The organism is Rhizobium sp. AAP116, assembly GCF_001295785.1.
Lineage (GTDB): Bacteria > Pseudomonadota > Alphaproteobacteria > Rhizobiales > Rhizobiaceae > Allorhizobium.
In genome coordinates, this window is the sequence record NZ_LJIB01000002.1 from 306332 (window position 1) to 324684 (window position 18353).

Annotated in this window: 13 protein-coding genes; 5 read left to right on the forward strand and 8 right to left on the reverse strand. The window is 62.1% G+C overall.

Translation table 11 applies throughout. The features are described from left to right. Positions 1–31: 31 nt before the first annotated feature. A complete protein-coding gene (locus IP85_RS01485) occupies positions 32–928 on the reverse strand; it encodes a LysR family transcriptional regulator (protein ID WP_054147880.1) in 897 nt (298 codons plus the stop codon). A gap of 133 nt (positions 929–1061) precedes the next feature. On the opposite strand from IP85_RS01485, the gene IP85_RS01490 reads away from it, so the two are divergent. Then, positions 1062–2636: a proton-conducting transporter membrane subunit gene (locus IP85_RS01490; RefSeq protein ID WP_171901622.1), complete on the forward strand. Its 1575-nt coding sequence runs from the start codon at positions 1062–1064 to the stop codon at positions 2634–2636. Between the two features lie 5 nt (positions 2637–2641). Continuing rightward, positions 2642–5056 carry a DUF2309 domain-containing protein gene (locus IP85_RS01495; protein WP_156322695.1) on the forward strand — a complete coding sequence of 805 codons (2415 nt, stop codon included), beginning with the start codon at positions 2642–2644 and terminating at the stop codon, positions 5054–5056. 51 nt (positions 5057–5107) lie between these two features. On the opposite strand, the gene IP85_RS01500 is transcribed toward IP85_RS01495, so the two are convergent. From IP85_RS01500 to IP85_RS01530, 7 genes are all read right to left on the reverse strand, one after another. Next, complete coding sequence (locus tag IP85_RS01500; RefSeq protein WP_054147882.1) at positions 5108–6241, reverse strand: glycoside hydrolase family 88 protein; 1134 nt, start codon at positions 6239–6241, stop codon at positions 5108–5110. Between the two features lie 6 nt (positions 6242–6247). After that, positions 6248–7759 carry a glycoside hydrolase family 28 protein gene (locus IP85_RS01505; protein WP_054147883.1) on the reverse strand — a complete coding sequence of 504 codons (1512 nt, stop codon included), beginning with the start codon at positions 7757–7759 and terminating at the stop codon, positions 6248–6250. Between the two features lie 11 nt (positions 7760–7770). After that, positions 7771–9027, reverse strand: a complete 1257-nt coding sequence (locus tag IP85_RS01510; protein WP_054147884.1) for an ABC transporter substrate-binding protein — start codon at positions 9025–9027, stop codon at positions 7771–7773. A 33-nt stretch (positions 9028–9060) separates the two neighbouring features. After that, entirely contained in the window at positions 9061–10173 is a 1113-nt protein-coding gene (locus IP85_RS01515; protein ID WP_054147885.1) for an ABC transporter ATP-binding protein, read from the reverse strand. 4 nt (positions 10174–10177) lie between these two features. Further along, positions 10178–10954, reverse strand: a complete 777-nt coding sequence (locus IP85_RS01520; protein ID WP_348625547.1) for a carbohydrate ABC transporter permease — start codon at positions 10952–10954, stop codon at positions 10178–10180. A gap of 134 nt (positions 10955–11088) precedes the next feature. Then, positions 11089–11973: a sugar ABC transporter permease gene (locus IP85_RS01525; protein WP_054147887.1), complete on the reverse strand. Its 885-nt coding sequence runs from the start codon at positions 11971–11973 to the stop codon at positions 11089–11091. Next, complete coding sequence (locus IP85_RS01530; protein ID WP_054147888.1) at positions 11970–13376, reverse strand: alpha-galactosidase; 1407 nt, start codon at positions 13374–13376, stop codon at positions 11970–11972. Before IP85_RS01530 ends, IP85_RS01525 begins: the two co-directional genes overlap by 4 nt. A 166-nt stretch (positions 13377–13542) precedes the next feature. Here IP85_RS01530 and IP85_RS01535 point away from each other — a divergent pair, with 166 nt between their 5' ends. From IP85_RS01535 to IP85_RS01545, 3 genes are all read left to right on the forward strand, one after another. Continuing rightward, the gene (locus tag IP85_RS01535; RefSeq protein ID WP_054147889.1) at positions 13543–14454 is read left to right on the forward strand and encodes an AraC family transcriptional regulator; all 912 of its coding nucleotides are present in this window, start codon (positions 13543–13545) and stop codon (positions 14452–14454) included. A gap of 132 nt (positions 14455–14586) precedes the next feature. Next, complete coding sequence (kduI, locus tag IP85_RS01540; protein ID WP_054147890.1) at positions 14587–15429, forward strand: 5-dehydro-4-deoxy-D-glucuronate isomerase; 843 nt, start codon at positions 14587–14589, stop codon at positions 15427–15429. 267 nt (positions 15430–15696) lie between these two features. Further along, positions 15697–18240 carry a HAMP domain-containing methyl-accepting chemotaxis protein gene (locus IP85_RS01545; protein ID WP_054148010.1) on the forward strand — a complete coding sequence of 848 codons (2544 nt, stop codon included), beginning with the start codon at positions 15697–15699 and terminating at the stop codon, positions 18238–18240. The last annotated feature ends 113 nt before the right edge of the window (positions 18241–18353 follow it).

Sequence of the window (18353 nt, forward strand, 5' to 3'; positions counted from 1 at the left end):
AAATGCTTGATGCGCTTGAGCTTTACGTTGTTCAGGCGCCAGCGGTTTTGCCGTCCTCGCTCGCTTCGAGCAGCGGCCGGATGAGCGGGTTCGGAAAACGCCGCTTCACGGTGACGGCAAAGAAGGATTCGATCATGCCGGGCAGGGCGTCGAACTCCACCAGCGTTCCGGCTTCGAGCTCGCCCTTGACGACAATCGGCGGGAGAACGGCAAGGCCCGCCCCTTCTCGCGCCAGAAGACGCATCATCGCCATGTCATCCACCTCAGCCGCAATCTGCGGCGTGATGCCGAGGCGTGCGACGAGGGCTTCGAATTGCGAGCGCACGCCGCTTTCGAGCGTCGGCAGGATGACGGGGTGCTCGGCCAGCAGGTCGGCGAGCTTCGCGCCCGGTTTGCCATAGGACGGTTTGCCGATCAGGCTGACCCGCTGCTGATAGACATGTTGGGCGATGAAGGGAGTTACGGAATCGGCCATCGGCGCCTGGTTGAGCAGGACGATGTCGAGGTTCAACGTTTCGAGCGCGCCGAGAAGCTCGCTGGTGCTGCCCGAGCGCAAGATCATGTCGACGTCGGAGCGTCCGAGGATCGGGCGCAGGAACTCCATCTGGAAGTTGCGCGACAGGGTGGCGAGCGCGCCGATGCGGATGGCGCGGCGTGTCCTTCCTGTCTCCTTCAAGGTTTCCACAAGTTCTTCGCCGGCTGAAAAGATCGTGTCGGCATGATCGAGCGCGATGCGTCCCGCTTCCGTGAGATAGAGCTGTCGACCACGACGCTCGAAGAGGGAATGGCCCAACCGCTCCTCCAGCTGCTTGATCTGGGTCGAGAGCGCGGATTGCGACAGGTTCAGCCGCTCGGCCGTGCGGGTCAGGTTGCCGTCATGGGCGACGGCGCGGAAATAGCGGAGGTGATGATAGTTCAGTTCGGACATTATTCTATTTTATAGAACGAATTTACAGAAACAATGAATTTTTCTTGCGATCACGCCGCTGATAACAGGTCCGTGAGATCGCCGCTGCCTCCTCCCAAGCAGCGGCCCAGACCGGAGACATCACGTGATCCACATGTTGCCGCTTCTTGCACCGCTGCTACTTGCCGGTGCCTCGCTCTATGCCTTTCAGGCGCCCGGCCTTCGCCCGCGTCAGGCGATCCGCATTGCCGAACTCGCGGCTCTCGGTTCGATCCTCGTCGCCGTGCTTTCCGCTGTCGTGCTGGTGCTGCAGGGGCCGGGCACGAGCCCGGCGATTGGATTTAGCTACTTTGCGCTTGCGTCACGGCTTGACCTTGTCAGCTTGGTGATGCTGCTGCTTGTATCCTTCATCGGCTGGGTGGTGCTGCGTTATGCCGGCACCTTCCTCGACGGGGAAGGGCGGCAGGGCCCGTTCACCGGCTGGATGACGGCAACACTTGGCGCCGTCCTTCTGCTCGTCCAGTCGGGCACGCTGCTGCAGCTCGTCGTCGGCTGGGTCGCCACCAGCCTGCTCCTGCATCAGCTGTTGCTCTTCTATCCTGAGCGGATCGTCGCCCAGCGCGCGGCGCGTAAGAAGTTCATCGTCTCGCGCATCGGTGATGCCGCCCTGATCGGTGCCGTCATTCTTCTCGCCATTTCCTTCGGAACCGGTGACATCGCGACCATTCTCGCCGCGGCCCGCGAGGGCGAGGGGTTGCCGCTGACAATCGCATCCGCCGCCCTGTTCGCCCTTGCTGCGCTTCTGAAGTCTGCGCAGTTCCCGACCCATGGCTGGCTAACCGAAGTGATGGAAACGCCGACCCCGGTTTCGGCTCTGCTGCATGCCGGCGTCGTCAATGCCGGCGGCTTCCTCTTGATCCGCTTTGCCGATGTCATGCTGCAGGCGCCGGTGGTGCTTGCGGTGCTGGTCATGGTCGGCGGCTTCACGGCGCTGTTCGGAAGTCTCGTGATGCTCACCCAGTCGGCGGTTAAGACCTCGCTCGCCTGGTCCACGGTCGCGCAGATGGGCTTCATGATCCTGCAATGTGGCCTGGCACTGTTCCCGATTGCGCTTCTGCACATCGTCGCCCATTCGCTCTACAAGGCACATGCCTTCCTCGCCTCCGGCTCGGCCATCGAAACGGTTGCCTCGATCAAGCGCCCCGGTCCGGTCGCGATCCCCAATGCCAAGGCAGTTGGCCGCGCCTTCCTGCTGGCATTGACGATCTATGCCGTGATCGGTCTGCTTTTCGGCTTTGCCGACAAGCCGCCGCAGGCGCTCGCGCTTGGGGCGATCCTGATCTTCGGCGTCGCTTACTTGATCGCTCAAGGGTTGGCGGATGCGGCTCCCCGGGCGCTGACCTGGCGGACCTCGCTCTACTCGATCTCGGCGGCGACGGCCTACTTCGCCCTGCAGCGCATTTCCGACAGTCTGATGCTTGGCACCTTGCCGGCGACCCCTCAGCCCGGGCCGCTTGAGTGGACGCTGATGCTGCTCGCCGTCGTCACCTTCGGCGTGGTGGCGGTCGCCCAGTCGCTCTTCCCGCTCTGGGCCTATCATCCGGCGGCGGCAGGCCTCAGGGTCCATCTGGCCAACGGCCTCTATGTCAATGCCCTCTTCGATCGCCTGCTCGGTGGCTGGACGCTTCCGCGCACCACCTCCGCAACGCCTGCTTCAGTGAAGGAGTGAACCCGATGACCGAGATGACCACAGTGGACACCCTGCATGGTGAAGCACTCGTGCTGGCGGCGGATCAGGCCGTGCGGGCCATCCCGCCGGCCTGGCCGCTGACAGCGACCGTTGCCGTCAACCCCTTCCTAGGCCAGATCACCGAGACGCTCGACCAGACGGCGGCCCGGCTCGCCCGGATCAGTGGCGTCAGGCTGGCATTGCCGCGCAAGCATTATGCCGACCAGATCGCCAAGGGCGAGATCACGGATGAGGATCTGGTTGCAGCGCTCCAGTCGAGCGCGCTTTTCAACCGCATCGACCTGCCGGCGCTCAAGGCTGCCGTTGGCGAGGAGCTGCAGCCGGTTGTGGCACTCCCGACGATCGCGGAGCTTGCCGCGCGGGCCACGGGCAAGGATTGGCCGGGCCTCGTCTCCGAGCGCATCGGCACCTTTGCGGCCGGTTTCTTCGATCAGGGGCAGGCCCTTTGGGCCGCTTCCCGGCGTAACGGGCTCTATGCCGCCTGGCGCGCCTTTGCGACCCACGACCTGACGCCGGAAATCCTGGGCCTGAAAGGCTTCAGCATCCATGTCGACGAAACGCCGGAGACACCATATGCGGCGATCGAACGGGCGGCTGTCTCCCTCGGCCTTGGTGCCGAGCCCGGCACCTATTTCCATCAGCTCCTGTTGACCGTCGGGGGCTGGGCGCAATTCGCGCGCCACATCCAGTTCAAGGCTGAGGTCGACGGCCGCACGGATACAACGGCGCTTGAACTGCTGGCGATCCGGCTCGTATTCGAAGAGGCGCTCTATGCGCGTCACAAGACGGATATCGAGAGCGAGTGGCAGCAGGTGCGGCGCGCCCATGTCGAGCCGGTCAGCCCGGATTTCGATACCGTCATCGACGGGTTGCTGCAGGTCGCTGCCGAGCGCGCAGCACAGCGGAAGCTCGCGGCCACGCTTGCTGCACCCTCATCTATCAAGGTTGCCGAGTTGCGGCCAGTCCTGCAGGCGGCCTTCTGCATCGACGTGCGCTCGGAAGTCTTCCGCCGCGCGCTCGAAAGCGTTGATCCTGCTGTTCGCACACTCGGCTTTGCCGGCTTCTTTGGTCTGGGTGCAAGCCACAAGGGCTTTGCCTCCGACGTATCAGAGCATCGCTTGCCGGTTCTCCTGAAGCCTTCCGTCTTCAGCTGCAGCGCCGTCGATCACGATGAGGATGCCGATCAGCAGGCGCGGTTCAGCGCCCGTGCCACTCGCGCCTGGGGCCGTTTCAAGCTGGCCGCCGTTTCCTCTTTCGCCTTCGTCGAGGCGATGGGCCCCGTCTATGCCGGCAAGCTGATGCGCGACGGTCTCGGTTTCGGCAAGGGCAAGGGTCCGGATGCGGCCAAGCCGCGCTTTGCCCCGAGCCTTGATCTCGACACGCGGGCGGTGGTTGCTGAAACCGTGCTCAAGGCCATGTCGCTCACCGAAGGTTTCGGCCGCTTCGTGCTGATCTCCGGTCATGGCGCGAATGTGGTCAACAACCCCTATGCCAGCGCCCTTCACTGCGGCGCCTGTGGCGGCTATGCGGGCGACGTCAACGCGCGTCTTCTGGCCGATCTGCTGAACGACCGGGCCGTGCGGGAAAAGCTGGCGTTGAACGGGATCACCATCCCGACCGATACCGTCTTCCTCGGCGGCCTGCATGATACGACGACTGATACGGTGACGCTGTTCGAAGGCGACCTGGAGAACGACCTCGCAGCGGAGGATATCGTTCGCATCCGGCAGTGGCTTGCCCAGGCCGGCCGCCTGACGCGCGCCGAGCGGGCGCGGCGTCTGCCTCGGGCTTCAGCGGAGAGCGTCATCGAGCGCAGTCGGGATTGGTCTGAAGTCCGGCCCGAGCTCGGGCTCGCGGGCTGCCGCGCCTTCATCGCGGCACCGCGCACAAGGACGGCAGGCCGGTCGCTGGAAGGTCAGGCCTTCCTGCATGACTATGTCTGGAAGAAGGACGAGGGCTTCAAGATCCTCGAACTGATCCTGACGGCCCCCGTCGTCGTTGCGAGCTGGATCAGCCTGCAGTATTTCGGCTCGTCGGTTGCGCCGTCGCTCTTTGGTGCTGGCAACAAGCTGTTGCACAATGTCGTCGGTGGCATCGGCGTCGTCGAGGGCAATGGTGGCAATATGCGGGCCGGGCTCCCCTGGCAGTCGGTCCACGACGGGGAGAATTTCGTCCACGAGCCACTGCGTCTGACGGTTGCCGTCGAGGCGCCCAAGGAGGCGATCGCCGACATCCTCAAGCGGCATGCCCAGGTGCGCGCCCTGTTCGACAATGGCTGGCTGCATCTCTTCACGCTCGACGAGCAGGGTCAGATGGCCTGGCGCTATGCCGGCAATCTCGGTTGGACGGATGTCCGTCCGGGTGCGGCATCGGATGTCGAGCAGAAGGCTGCGAGTTGAGCTTCAAGACAGGACCGTCGGCTCCCCCGCCGGCGGTCCATATGCTCCGCGTCAGACGGCGTTCACCGCCGGCGGTCGCCATCCCTCGCCTTTTTGGGCAAGGGCGGTGCCTTTTGCGAGTAGACGCTCGGCCTCAGCCATCATCAGCGGAGCAACACCCTTGATGTCGTCGGGGCGGATGGCTTCGGTGAGGTAATAGGCAACGCTGCCATCGCGATAGATACCGTGGAAGGGGCCGAGGCCCGCGACACAGCAGACATTCTGCAACTGCCGCCGCCCGCCCTCGACAGGTCTGACTTCGAGATCTGCAAGTGCTTGAAGCGCTGACCGCCCAAGGGCCGCATGTCGGTCGATGCCGAGGCGCTCGGACTTCTGCAGGGCGTAGGCGAACATGGCCGTTGCCGAACTTTCTGGGTAGTTGTCCCTCGTATCTGGCGCATCGATCACCTGCAGCCAGCGATGATCCTTTGTCATCAGGGCGGCGAGCCGATCGTTAAGCGCTTCCAACCGCGCCGACAGGTGGCGGCGTATATCGCCCTCCGGCAGATGCTCGATCACGTCGACAAAGGCCATGGCCAGCCAGCCGATGGAACGGGCCCAATGCGCCGGCGACAGGCCGGTATTGGGATCGGCCCAGTCCTGCAGTCGCGACTCGTCGTAGCCGTGGCGATAGAGGCCGGAGGCTGTGTCGAAAGTCAGGTCCAGCGCCGTGTTGAACTGGGCGATAGCGTCGTCCATGAGGCTTTGATCACCCAATGCCAGGCCAAGCTCGACCTTGAACGGCATGGCCATATAGAGGCCATCCAGCCAGACCTGATGCGGGTAGCGCAGCTTGTGCCAATAGGGGCCGCTTGCGATGCGGGGATGATGGGTCAACTGTCGACCGAGCTGTCGTGCTGCATCCAGATAGCTGGCCTGGCCGGTCAGCCGGTGGAGGTAAAGCAGTGCATGTCCAGGTTGAATGTTGTCGATGTTGAATTCGGTGATCCTGTAGTCGGCAAGACCGCCGTCGGCATCCACCTGGGCGTCCACCAGACGGGTCAGGTGGTCGAGCCAGCGCCGGTCCCCCGTCGCTTCGTGCAGCGTGATGAGGCCACGATAGAGGCAGCCGTCCTCATAACACCAGGCACCTGCCTTGTAGGGTTCGTAGTCGCGGGCGTAGTCGTCGAAATAGGAAATTAGCATCGGTCTTCATGGGTCCGGGTGAATGGAAGCGGGTGAGAGGCGCGTCAGACGACTGAACCTCGTGTTTTCGGCAATGATGCCGGCATGGCGCAGCTCCGGCAGATGACAGGCCATCTCCGGCACGGCGGGTTTTGCATCGGCGCTATAGGCGATGCGCATACCGTCGATCGACACTGCGTCGATCGTCGATTCCGGAAGCCCGTAGAAGACGGCTGCCGCTGTTTCGGCGCCTGAAACCTCGAGATTGCGGATGTCGATCCCCTCGATCTTCGGCGTGGTGGCCGAGACGGGCAGGGCGGCGCGGGATTGGACGTAGTCGGAGCGGCCATCGGCATCGCAGAAGTAGAAGGCGTTGACGGCGATCGGGGTCGCGACATCCTGCATGCGGCAGTCATGGACACGGATGTTGGAGACGCTACCGCCACGGCCACGCCGGGTCTTGATGCGCAGGCCCCGGTCCGTGCCGATGAAATGGCAGCGACTGATCGTGACGTCGCTGATCCCCTGGCTCATCTCGCTGCCCATGACCACGGCACCATGGCCACGCTGCATCAGGCAGTTGCGGATCTCGACATTGCGGGTCGGCCGATCCGGGCCGCCGCGCGGATCGCGCTTGCCGGCCTTGATCGCCACGCAATCGTCGCCGACGGATATATCGAGGCCAACCAGGCGAATGTTCTGGCTGGATTCAGGGTTCAGCCCGTCGGTATTGGGCGAGTCCGGGTGGTTGCGGATCGTCAGTCCCGCCGCGAGAACATCCTCGCAAAGCACCGGATGGACAGTCCAGGAGGGGGAATTCTGAACGGTGATGCCAGTCATGGTCAGATCGCGACAGCCCGACAGGAAGATCGTGCGCGGGCGCCGGGCTCCGTCGCGGGTTTCCTTCGGCCAGGTCCACCAGTCGCCGCGGTCGCCGCCGCCGTCTACGATACCTTTGCCGCAGATGGTGAGATTATCGCAATCGATCGCGTTGAGGAGGCTGGCGAAGCAAGCTTCCGCGACCCCTTCCCAGGTGCCGAGCACGCGTCCGTCCGGATGCCGGGCGGATAGGATCGTGCGCCCCTGGCGTGTGCCGATGTCCTGCAGAACCGCGCCGTCCTCGATCAGCAGCGTCATGTCACTCTTCAGGAAAAGCGGGCCTGAAGTCCAGGAGCCGGCGGGCAGCCGGAGTGTTCCACCCGCCGGCACCGCAGCGATCGCGGACTGGATCGCCGAGGTATTGTCGAGGCTGTCAGGGCTTGCGCCGTGGTCGCGGATATCGACCAAGGCCGGCTCGTCGGCTGTTCGGAAGGTCGTCCCACCGATCGCCGTCGAGAAGCGGTACTCGCTCTCCGATTCGAGACCGTCGAGGGACAGCACGACCGAGGTCGCGCTGCCGGTCTTGACCGTCGTGCCGTCTCCCAGCTGCAGCACCCAGGGCAACACCCGGTCGAGAGCGAACAGATGTGCGTCTGCCTCGATCGTGAGGGTTGCTGTCCTAGAAGTCCGGTGCAGCAGCTGGATAGGGCCGTCGGTCAAGATCGTCCTCCTCAGATGCCGGTCAGCGCGCTGTTGATGCCGTCGATGATCTCGGCGGCGGCGTCTTCGGCCGAAGCCTGGCCATAGGCGAAGGCTTCGAAGGTGCTGTCGAAGACATCTGTGACGCGCGGATGCTCGTTGAGCGGCGAGACGCCGACGCCAGCGCCTTCCAGCACGATCTTGTTGGCTTCGACCTGAACCGGCTTGATCGAGCCTGCCTTGGTCAGTTCGTCGAGCGCGATCTTGCTCGAGGGTACGCCACGGGTTGCTCCGAGGATCTTGATGGCTTCCGGATCGTTCAGCAGGCAGTTGACGATTTCGGCTGCCGCCTTCGGCTCCTTGCTGTTCTTCGAGATGGCGAAGAGCATGGAGGGCTTGCGGTAAACACCTTCGGTTGTTGCGCCTTCAACCTGAAGGAGCTTGACCGGCACGAGTTGCTGGCCGTCTTCCATCGGACCGGCGATCTTGCCGTAGGTGCTGTCCCACTGATAGGTGCCGGCGATCTTGCCGCTGGCCCAGGCCGGGTTTTCATGCAGTGGCGCATTGCCTCCGGCGGCGACGTCCTTCCAGGACTTGATGACACCCTGGTCGACCATGGTCTGGTAGAATTTCAGGCCATCGGCCAGCTCTTCTACCGTCCAGGCGACCTGGTTGGTGGCGGGATCGATCAGGTCCTTGCCGGTCTTCTGGGTGGTGCGCAGGATCACGACCAGACGGGCATCGAGGGCTGTGCCTTCGAAGGGATAGTAATCCTGGCCGAGCTTTTCCTTCATGACCGGGGCTGCGGCGAGCAGTTCGTCCCAGGTGGTGGGGATGGCAAGGCCCGCCTTGTCATAGGTCGTCTTGTTGAACATGAAGACGCGGCCGGTGGTCGAGACCGGCAGGCCGTTCAGCTTGCCGTCAACGCTGCCGCTCTTCAGATCCGCCTCTGCCCATTGGCTGAGGTCTATGACGTCCTTGAACTGGTTGAGATCGACGAAACCGTCGCCGTTCTTCGAGAAGATCGGCAGCCAGGGCCAGTTGATCTGCATGATGTCGGCTTCGGTGCGACCGGCGAGCTGGGTGGTGATCTTCTCCTGGTGGCCGGTCCAACCGGTGAATTCCGGCGAGATGGTATGGCCGAACTTGCCGCCGCAGAGCTTCAAGGCTTCCTGCGTTGCGATATGACGATCGTCGCTGCCCCACCAGGACATGCGAAGATCGGCAGCATAGGCAGTGCTCAGGCTGGTTGCCGCAAGAAGTGCGGCGGTCATGATCAAGGTTCTCATTCTGGCTCCTCCCAAGTTAGAACGATGACGGCTTCAGTCGGCGAGCGAGATGTTCTCGCCCGTCATTCGGTTGAAGATGTGCGTGGACCGGATATCCGGGCTCAGCCAGACGCGGTCGTCGCGGATGGCGGACCGGTCATATTGGCTGGAGGGCACGACGGCGATGAGACGTTCGCCGCCGATATCCACGTAGAGATAGACTTCGTGGCCCATGAACTCGACATGACTGATGCGCCCCGACAGCGTGCCCGGGGTCTCGGGTGGCGTGATGCGCAAGTGCTGCGGGCGAATGCCGATCGTCACTTCGCGTGGGGCGTCGGTGTGCAACCGCTCGCTGAGACCGTTGACGATGGAGAGTGTCTGCCCGGCCGTGACGAGTTCGCCGTTTCCAGAGAGCTCAGCCGAGATCAGGTTCATTTCCGGGCTGCCTATGAAGCCTGCGACAAAGGCGTTGGCCGGGCGATTGTAAAGGGTGACAGGATCGGCCACCTGCATGATGTGGCCGTCCTTCATGACACAGATCCGGTCGCCCATGGTCATGGCCTCGGTCTGGTCGTGAGTGACATAAATGACGGTCGCCGCCATGCCGTCGGCCTTCAACTGCTTGTGCAGATCGGTGATGCGCACGCGCATGGAGGCGCGCAGCTTGGCGTCAAGGTTGGAGAGTGGCTCGTCGAAGAGGAAGACCTGCGGCTTCTTGATTAGCGCACGCCCGACGGCGACCCGCTGGGCCTGACCGCCGGAGAGCTGCTTCGGCAGGCGGTCGAGCAGGGCGCCGATCTCCAGCGTGCCCGCCACCTTGTCAGTCGCCTCGTCGATTTCCGCCTGCGGGCGGCGCTTGAGGCGCATGGAGAAGGAGAGGTTTTTCTTCACCTTCATATGCGGATAGAGCGCGTAGTTCTGGAAGACCATGGAGATACCCCGATCGCCGGGGGCTCTGTCGTTGACAAGCTCTCCGCCGATGCGGATTTCGCCGCCTGTGATCCGTTCGAGGCCGGCGATCATGCGCAGCGTTGTCGACTTGGCGCAGCCGGAGGGGCCGACCAGGACCATGAACTCGCCGTCTTCGACTTCGAGGTTGATGCCATGCACGGCACGGAAGGCGCCATAGTCTTTTTCGAGGTTTTTCAGTTGCAACCGGGCCATGAGCTTATCCCTTGATGCCGCCGGCGGAGATGCCGTCGATGAAGTATTTCTGGGCGAGGAAGAAGACGGTGAGAGCGGGCAGAAGTGTCAGCACCGACATCGCCAGCACCCGGTTCCATTCGAAGGCCTCTGTCGTGTCGATCGAGAGCTTCAGCGCCAGGGAAACGGGGAACTTGTCGACCGAGGATATGTAGATCAGCGGTCCCAGAAAATCGTTCATCGTCCACATGAACTGGAAGAGGCAGACCGAAATCAGGGCCGGCATCAGCAGCGGAATGACGATGAAGACCAGCACCTGCCAGGTATTGGCGCCGTCGACGCGCGCTGCTTCCTCCATGTCACGAGGAATGGCGCGCAGGAACTGCACCAGCATGAAGACGAAGAAGGCGTCGCCGGCGAAGGCGGAGGGGACCCAGAGCGGCAGATAGGTATCCAGCCAGCCGAGATCGCGGAACAGCAGGTACTGCGGAATGCGGGTGACGACATTCGGCAGGAGTAGCGTCGCGATCAGGGTTGCGAAGAGCAGCTTCTTGAACGGAAAATCGAAGCGGGCGAAGCCATAGGCGACAGCGGTGCAGGATATCGCCGTGCCGATGATCTTCGGCAGCACGATCCAGAGCGTGTTCAGGAAGAAGGTACCGAAGGTGTAGGGCGTCGAGGTCTGCCAGCCCCTGATATAACCATCCGCCGTCGGGTTGTCCGGCCAGAAACCCGGGTTGGCGAAAATCTCCGAATTGGTCTTGAACGAAGCGCCGATCAGCCAGACCAGCGGATAGAGCATGATGAGGCCGACCAGTGTCAAAAGGGCATAACGGAACACGGTAGTCAGCTTCTGTCGGCGCAGATCGCGGCGATTGATTTTGTCGACTTCGTCGATGTCTGCGGTCACGTGGGGGAGGGCGTGGTCTGTCATGATCAGCTCCGCTTGTCGCCGGCGTAGTAGACCCAGTGGCGCGAGGACCAGAAGGCAATAAGGGTGAGCGCCATGATGATGAGGAAGAGCACCCAGGCGATGGCCGAGGCATAGCCCATGTCGAAGCGCAGGAAGGCCTCGTCATAAATGTAGATCGGCAGGAAATAGGTGGCTTTCAGCGGGCCGCCCTGTGTGATGATGTAGGGGCCGTTGAACTCCTGGAAGGCCTGGACCATCTGCATGATCAGGTTGAAGAATATGACAGGCGTGATCAGCGGCAGGGTGATGTAGACGAAGCTCTTCCACTTGCCGGCACCGTCGATCGCGGCGGCCTCGTAAAGGCTCTTGTCGATGCTTTGGAGTGCGGCGAGGAAGATCACCATGGCCGAGCCGAACTGCCATACGCGCAGCAGGGTGATCGTGAACATGGCATTGGTCGGGTCGCCGAACCAGTTGATCGGTTCGATGCCGATTGTTGCGAGACCCATGTTGATCAGGCCGACATCGGCGAACATGTAGCGCCATAGAACGGCAATGGCGATCGAGCCACCAAGGATCGAGGGCACGTAGAAGGCCGTGCGGTAGAGATTGATGAACTTCAGCTTGTAGTTCAGGATCACCGCAATGAAGAGTGCAAAACACAGCTCCAGCGGCACCGTGACAAAGACATAGAACAGGGTGACGCTGAGCGACTTGATGAAGGTACGATCGCTCGTGAAGAGCCTGATGTAGTTGTCCAGGCCGGTAAAGATCGGCGCGCTCATCAGATTGTAGTCGGTGAAGCTCAGGTAGAGCGAGATGACGAAGGGCAGCGCCGTGAAGATGAGCAACCCGATGATGTAGGGCGCCAGATAGAAGAGCCCGAGATAACGGCTGTCTCCGCTCATGCTGCACCTCCTGCTTTGGCCAAGGTTTCAGGCAGACGATGCTGGGTGGCGGCGACCATTTCGCGGAAGAGGCGGGTTGCCTTTCCCTGTGAAAGAGCGGCGACGAGCGGATCCGAGACAAAGAGCGGCAAGAGCGCGTCGACATCGTCAGCCAGTACCGCCTCGACAAGCGCGGTTTGCCGGTCGGCATGGGGGCGGGCGAGCAGCTCGAGTGCCTGCGGCAATCGTCCGGCAACGATGGGCTGGATGCCGAGTGCACTGAAGCGGGCGTTTGTTTCGACGATCGTGCCCTCTGCAAAGCCGGCGAGTTGCCCCCGGTTCGGCAGGTTGACGTTGCTCACATGCTCGGGGCCGCCCATCAGAGCCTTGATCTGCTCGACGATGGCCTCATCCGAGGCGCGGGCTGGCGGCAGGTCGGCGCCCTTGTCCAGAGCATCGGCATAATCGACCTTTTCCTTTCGCTCGCGCATGCGGAACTCCACCGGGGTCAGGCCGAATTTCCATGCGGCGTGATCATCGAGATACCACGACTGGGGCAGGAACTCGACGAGATGGCGGTCGCCGGCAGCTGCCGCTATGCCGAAGCGAAGCGAGAGATCGAACTTCACGAGGAAGCTGTCGGTGAAGTAGCGATCGTGTTCGTTTGCAGGATCGAGCGGCGACTCACGCCAGCCGGTCGCATGATGCTCTCTCGCGAAATCGAGATAGGCCGGCATCATGTCGATACCGCCAACAGCGGCCCGATCAACGAAGGTGAAGTGGTTGATGCCGAGCACGTTTACCTTGGCATCGCGGTAGCCGTAGAGCACGTCGCCGGCGCGGCGGTTGGCAAGATAGGCCATGATCTTGCGGGTCTTGATGACCTCGTGGCAGGACCCCCAGGCACGGATCTCCGGAAAGACCGCGTAGAGCGTACCCGTTAGCACGGACATCGGGTTTGTCAGATTGCAGACGTAAGCCTCAGGGCAGTGGTTGGCGATGGCGCGGCCGATTTCGGCGATCATCGGGATCGCTCGCATGGCGCGGATGAAGCCGCCGGGGCCGGCGGTGTCGCCGACCGACTGGCGGATGCCATAGCGCTCGGGGATCGCAATGTCGTTCGCCATGTCCTCGAAGGAGCCCGGCAGGATCGAGATGATGACGATGTCTGCACCGGTGAGGGCGGCTTCAAGCGTGCGTTCTGCCGTATAGGTGACGGGCGCCCCGGCCTCGCTGCGGGCGGCGTAGCGGGTGCCGATACGGGCGTTGCGCTCGGCGGCCGCATGGTCGAGGTCATAGAGCCGGACTGTCGCCGGCACCGTTCCATCCTGGGCGAGGTCGCCCATCAGTTTCGTCGCCCAATTGAGCGAGCCGCCGCCGACATAGGCGATGGTGACCGGGCGCGTGTATTCCGTTTTCTGCATCGCAATATGCAGGGTGGACGAGGCGTCGACCGGCTACCTCCGTGGCCCGTCCCGCCGTCTACCCTCCTCCTCCTGATATCCTCCCCGGTCTTCCCAAGTCGACCGGTCCTGTGTCTAATATCTCTTTAGACGTCTCGCGCGGAAATCGACAAATAGGGGAAAAATGATGGACGAAACTGAAGGTAGTGTTCTCAGCGGCATTCCGATGCAGGCGCTGGCGCTCAACCTGACACGTTCGACCATACGCATGCAGCATTCGCAGACCTGGTCGATCGACAAATCGAACCGGGTGCATGATCTCGTGATCTGTCTGAGCGGTCGCGGGATCTATGAAGTCGAGGGGAAGACGGTGGAGATGGAGCCGGGTTCGGCGATGCTTTTGCCGGCCGATACGCGGTTCGTCGGGCGGTCGGCTTCGGTTGAGCCCTATACCGGGGTTGCGCAGCATTTCACGCTGGATCTCTTCGGTCGCCTCGACCTCATCGCCCAGATGGATCTCGCCTTGTCGGTGAAGCTCGCGCGTTGGGACATGCTGGAAAAAGTGGTCCGGCACTTTCGCGAGACGGCGCCGCCCTATTCGACGAGCCTGCAGCAGCAGCATGTCTTCATGTTCCTGCTGATCGAATATATCGAACAGGCCTTCATCGGTTGGCGTGAGCAGTCGGTCGGGACGGTCGCCAATCCCGACCAGCTGTCGCTGGCGATCATGGTCGCCGCCAGCCAGATTGCCGCCGATCCGCTGAACGAGGCGATCACCGCCCAGGTTCTTGCGGCAGCACCCTACAATCCGGATTACTTCAAGCGCGAATTCCGCAAGCGCGTCGGCTGGACCATGGACAAGTTCCAGGAGTTCAAGCGCATGGAGCGCGCCATGGGGTTGCTAGCCGGTGGATGCACGGTGAAGCGGGCGGCCGCTCTCTCCGGCTATGCGGACGCCTATTACTTCTCCCGCATGTTCAAGCGCTATATCGGGATCAGTCCGCAGGGATACAGGGACGCCGAACGGCGCAACCGGGAGGGCGCCTTTCCCAGGGGCGAAGAGGATGGCCAGGTGGCCTATCCGTTGCCGCGTGGCTGACAACCTGTCTTATGACTTTCTCATGGCGCACACATAGTCCGCTGTCGCGTGTCGCCTGATGAACGATTTTCTCCCTTGCCGCGCGATACACAACATGTATGATAACTTCACATAACATGTATGGGAGGAATGATGTCGCACACCGATTTTACCAATCGCTTCGCCATCGATCCGTTGACCGCTGCCGGTTTCGGCACGGATGAATTGCGTTCGAATTTTTTGCTGCCGCCGCTCTTCGTGCCGGGCCGCATCCAGCTTCACTATACGAACTACGATCGCATGATCGTCGGTGGGGCCGTGCCGCTCGCCTTGGAACTGCCGCTCGAAACGATCAAGCCGGCTGGTACGCCGGAGCTTCTCGCGCGTCGTGAGATGATCGCCGTCAATATCGGCGGGGCAGGCGTCGTGACGGTTGACGGAGAACGGTTCGAAGCCGGCACCCGGGACATGGTGTATGCCGGTATGGGGTCGTCGGTCAGTTTCGCCTCCATCTCGGCTGATGAGCCAGCAAAGTTCTACCTGCTCAGTGCTCCGGCACATACTCGCCATCCGGCCCGCCACATCGGTATCGGTGACGCCAAGCGGCTCGATCTCGGCGCGCAGGAAACCAGCAACGAGCGCTCGATCTTTCAGTTCGTTCATCCCGAAGGCGTGAAGACCTGCCAGTTGGTGGTCGGGATGACGAGTCTGGCCAAGGGATCGGTCTGGAACACCATGCCCTGCCACATCCATGACCGGCGTATGGAGGTCTATCTCTATTTCGACATGGCGGAGAAGACCCGTGTCTTCCATCTGTTCGGCGAACCGGACGAGACGCGGCATATCATCATGAAGAACGAAGAGGCTGTCCTTTCCCCCGGCTGGTCGATCCATTCCGGGGCCGGCACGGCGAATTATTCGTTCATCTGGGCCATGGCCGGCGACAATGTCGACTATACCGATGTCGATGCGGTCGCCATCGAGGATATGCGCTGACATCCTCCTCTTATGGTCGGGAGACAGGCTTAAGTTGGGGCATGCGGGATCATCCATCTCGTGTGCCCCTCATTGTGTGCTCAATCTCTATTTTTGGTTGTGGTCTGGCGGGTCGTTCGGATCGGTCTCCAGCACTGCCCATGCGCCAATCTGAGCGGTCTTATTAAACTCATATTAGTCTTCCTTGCCCATGCTCCGTCCGATTCAGACATGGACTTCGACGACAGCAAACTTTGCTCGTCGCCGATGTCGGAGGAGACCAAGACCGTGTTCATTGACCGTATATTGTCGCGCTTTAACATCCAGACGAAGGTGCTGATTTTCATTCTGCCTTTCGTCATCAGCATTTCCGCCGTCGGCTTTACCGGGCTCTATGCATCGGGACTGCTGCAGGGCCGCATCGAAATCTCGAACAGCGTACTCCAGTCCTTAAGCGGTTTCCGCGACGTCTCCGCCTCCATGAGCAGCTTTCTCGCCAATACGACCGAAGAGGCCAAGGCTGATCTGACTGGTCGCCTCGAGCAGCAGCGACGTGATCTGGACAGCACGCTTGCGCAGCTTGCTCCCGACGCCGATGGTCGTGGTGAACTCGAAGAGGCCGGCAAGCTGATCGATCAGGTCTTTGTCCATATCGACGATCTCTGGAGGCTCCATGCGTCCGAGACCGCCCTTGTCGAGACCCTGCAGAAGGGTGGCAAACAGGTCGTCGTCGCTCAGGGACGCGTCACGGCCGCCATGGCCACCATGGAGCGCGCTGTGCAGGCGGATGATGCTTCGGCCAAGACCATGCTGCGAGACGCTGAAAGCATCCGCAGCACCGGTACCTTTCTGACGGAAACCAATTCCGCCTTCACCAAGGCCAAGACGCCGGATGAGAAATTCGCCGTTATCGGGGAGCGTATCGACGAAATCATTGCCCGCCAGCAGGTGCTGGTGGAGGTGCTGCCGAAGGCGAACCTGTCGGCCGCCAAGACGCTGGAAAAGATCGGCGGTGACCTCAAGGCAGCGCTTGCCACCAATGACAAGTCCGAGGATGCTCTCAAGAGAATGGCCGGTCAGCTGCGCAATTTCACGCAGCTCAACGCCTATCTCGGCCTCGCAGCACAGCAGAAGATGAAGGAAGCGACGATCAAGTTCGGCGAACTCGATGCGCCGCTTGCCAAGGCCCAGGCCGTCATCGAAGACGGGCGACAGGTCATGGCCGCCGGCTACGCCGTGCAGATCATGATGGCCCGTTTCCTGCTGGAGCCGACCGAGCAGAACCGCATGCTGCTGGAGCAGCAGTTCAACGCGGTGAAGAAGTTCCTTGGCGCACTGGACAAGACCGCTGCGGATCAGCCGATCCTGATGCAGGTGAAGAAGGATCTCGGCCCCGCTGTCGATACGATGATTGGCGCGAGTGCTGAACTCGTAAAGGTGAGCCAGGAACGGAAGGCAAGCTTCGAAGAGGCTGCCGCTGACCTCAACATCATCTGGCAGCAACTCACGACCTTCGCCGAAATGCAGAAGGTTTCGGCTGGGCAGGAACGTCAGGAAGCCAACTCGATTTCCATCAGCGCAACGGCACTCGGCATCCTGATCTCCATCTTCGCCGGCATCGGGCTTGTCATGACCTTCAAGGGGCCGATCGGCCAGATCACTGGCGCCATGCGTCGCCTGGCCGAAGGTGTTCTCGATACGAAGATCAACGGCGAAGCCCGTGTTGACGAGATCGGCGAGATGGCCCGTGCGCTCGGCGTCTTCAAGCAGAACGCACTCTCGAAGATCGAAATCGAGAGCCGCAGCGAAGCCGAGCGCGCTCAGGCGGAGGACGAGCGTCGTCGCAACGATCTCGAAAAGCAGGAGATCGATCGCCAGATCGACTTCGCCGTCAATGCGCTGGCCACCGGTCTCGGCCGTCTCGCCAAGGGCGACATCTCCGAAACCATCGACACGCCGTTCCACGGCCGTCTCGAGCAGTTGCGCAACGATTTCAACCAGTCGCTCGAGCACCTGCAGGATACGATGACGCAGATCCGCTCGAATACCTACATGATCCAGCGCAACGCCGCCGAGATGAGCAGTGCAGCCGACCAACTCGCCAAGCGCACCGAGCAGCAGGCGGCCTCGCTCGAGGAAACGGCCGCTGCCGTCGACGAGATCACGGTGACCGTCAAGTCGTCTGCGGAGCGGGCCGAGGAAGTGAACAACATCGTCGCTGATACCAAGGGCCGCGCGGACACTTCGTCGACGGTTGTCGGAAACGCCATCGACGCCATGGGCCGCATCGAGGATGCCTCGGGCCAGATCGTCCAGATCATCGACGTGATCGACGAGATCGCCTTCCAGACCAACCTGCTGGCGCTCAATGCGGGCATCGAAGCAGCGCGTGCGGGCGAAGCCGGCAAGGGCTTTGCTGTCGTCGCCCAGGAAGTGCGCGAGCTCGCACAGCGATCGGCGGGGGCTGCCCAGCAGATCAAGGACCTGATCCACAAGTCGAGCACGGAAGTCTCTTCCGGCGCCAAGCTTGTGCAGCAGACGGGTTCTGTGCTCGCCGAGATCTCGGCCAACATCATCACCGTCGCCGACCGCGTCTCGGTTATCGCCATGGCCAGCCGCGACCAGTCGAATGCGCTGGCCGAGGTCAACTCTTCCGTCAACGAGATGGACCAGATGACCCAGCGCAATGCCGCGATGGTGGAGGAAACCAATGCCGCGACCCGTCAACTAGCCGACGAGGCGGATGCGCTGATGCAGCTTGTCAACCAGTTCAAGCTGGCTCCCGAAGGCCGCCGTCAGCAGGCCACGCACACGCAGCATCGCGCCGCCTGATTGCCGTCGATCGCTGCAAGATCATGAGCCGCCGTTCCCTGTGGGTCGGCGGCTTTTTTGCGAGCAGACAGTCGCGCGTGCAAGCCGGCTTGGAAAGCTGCAGCCGGGCAGTT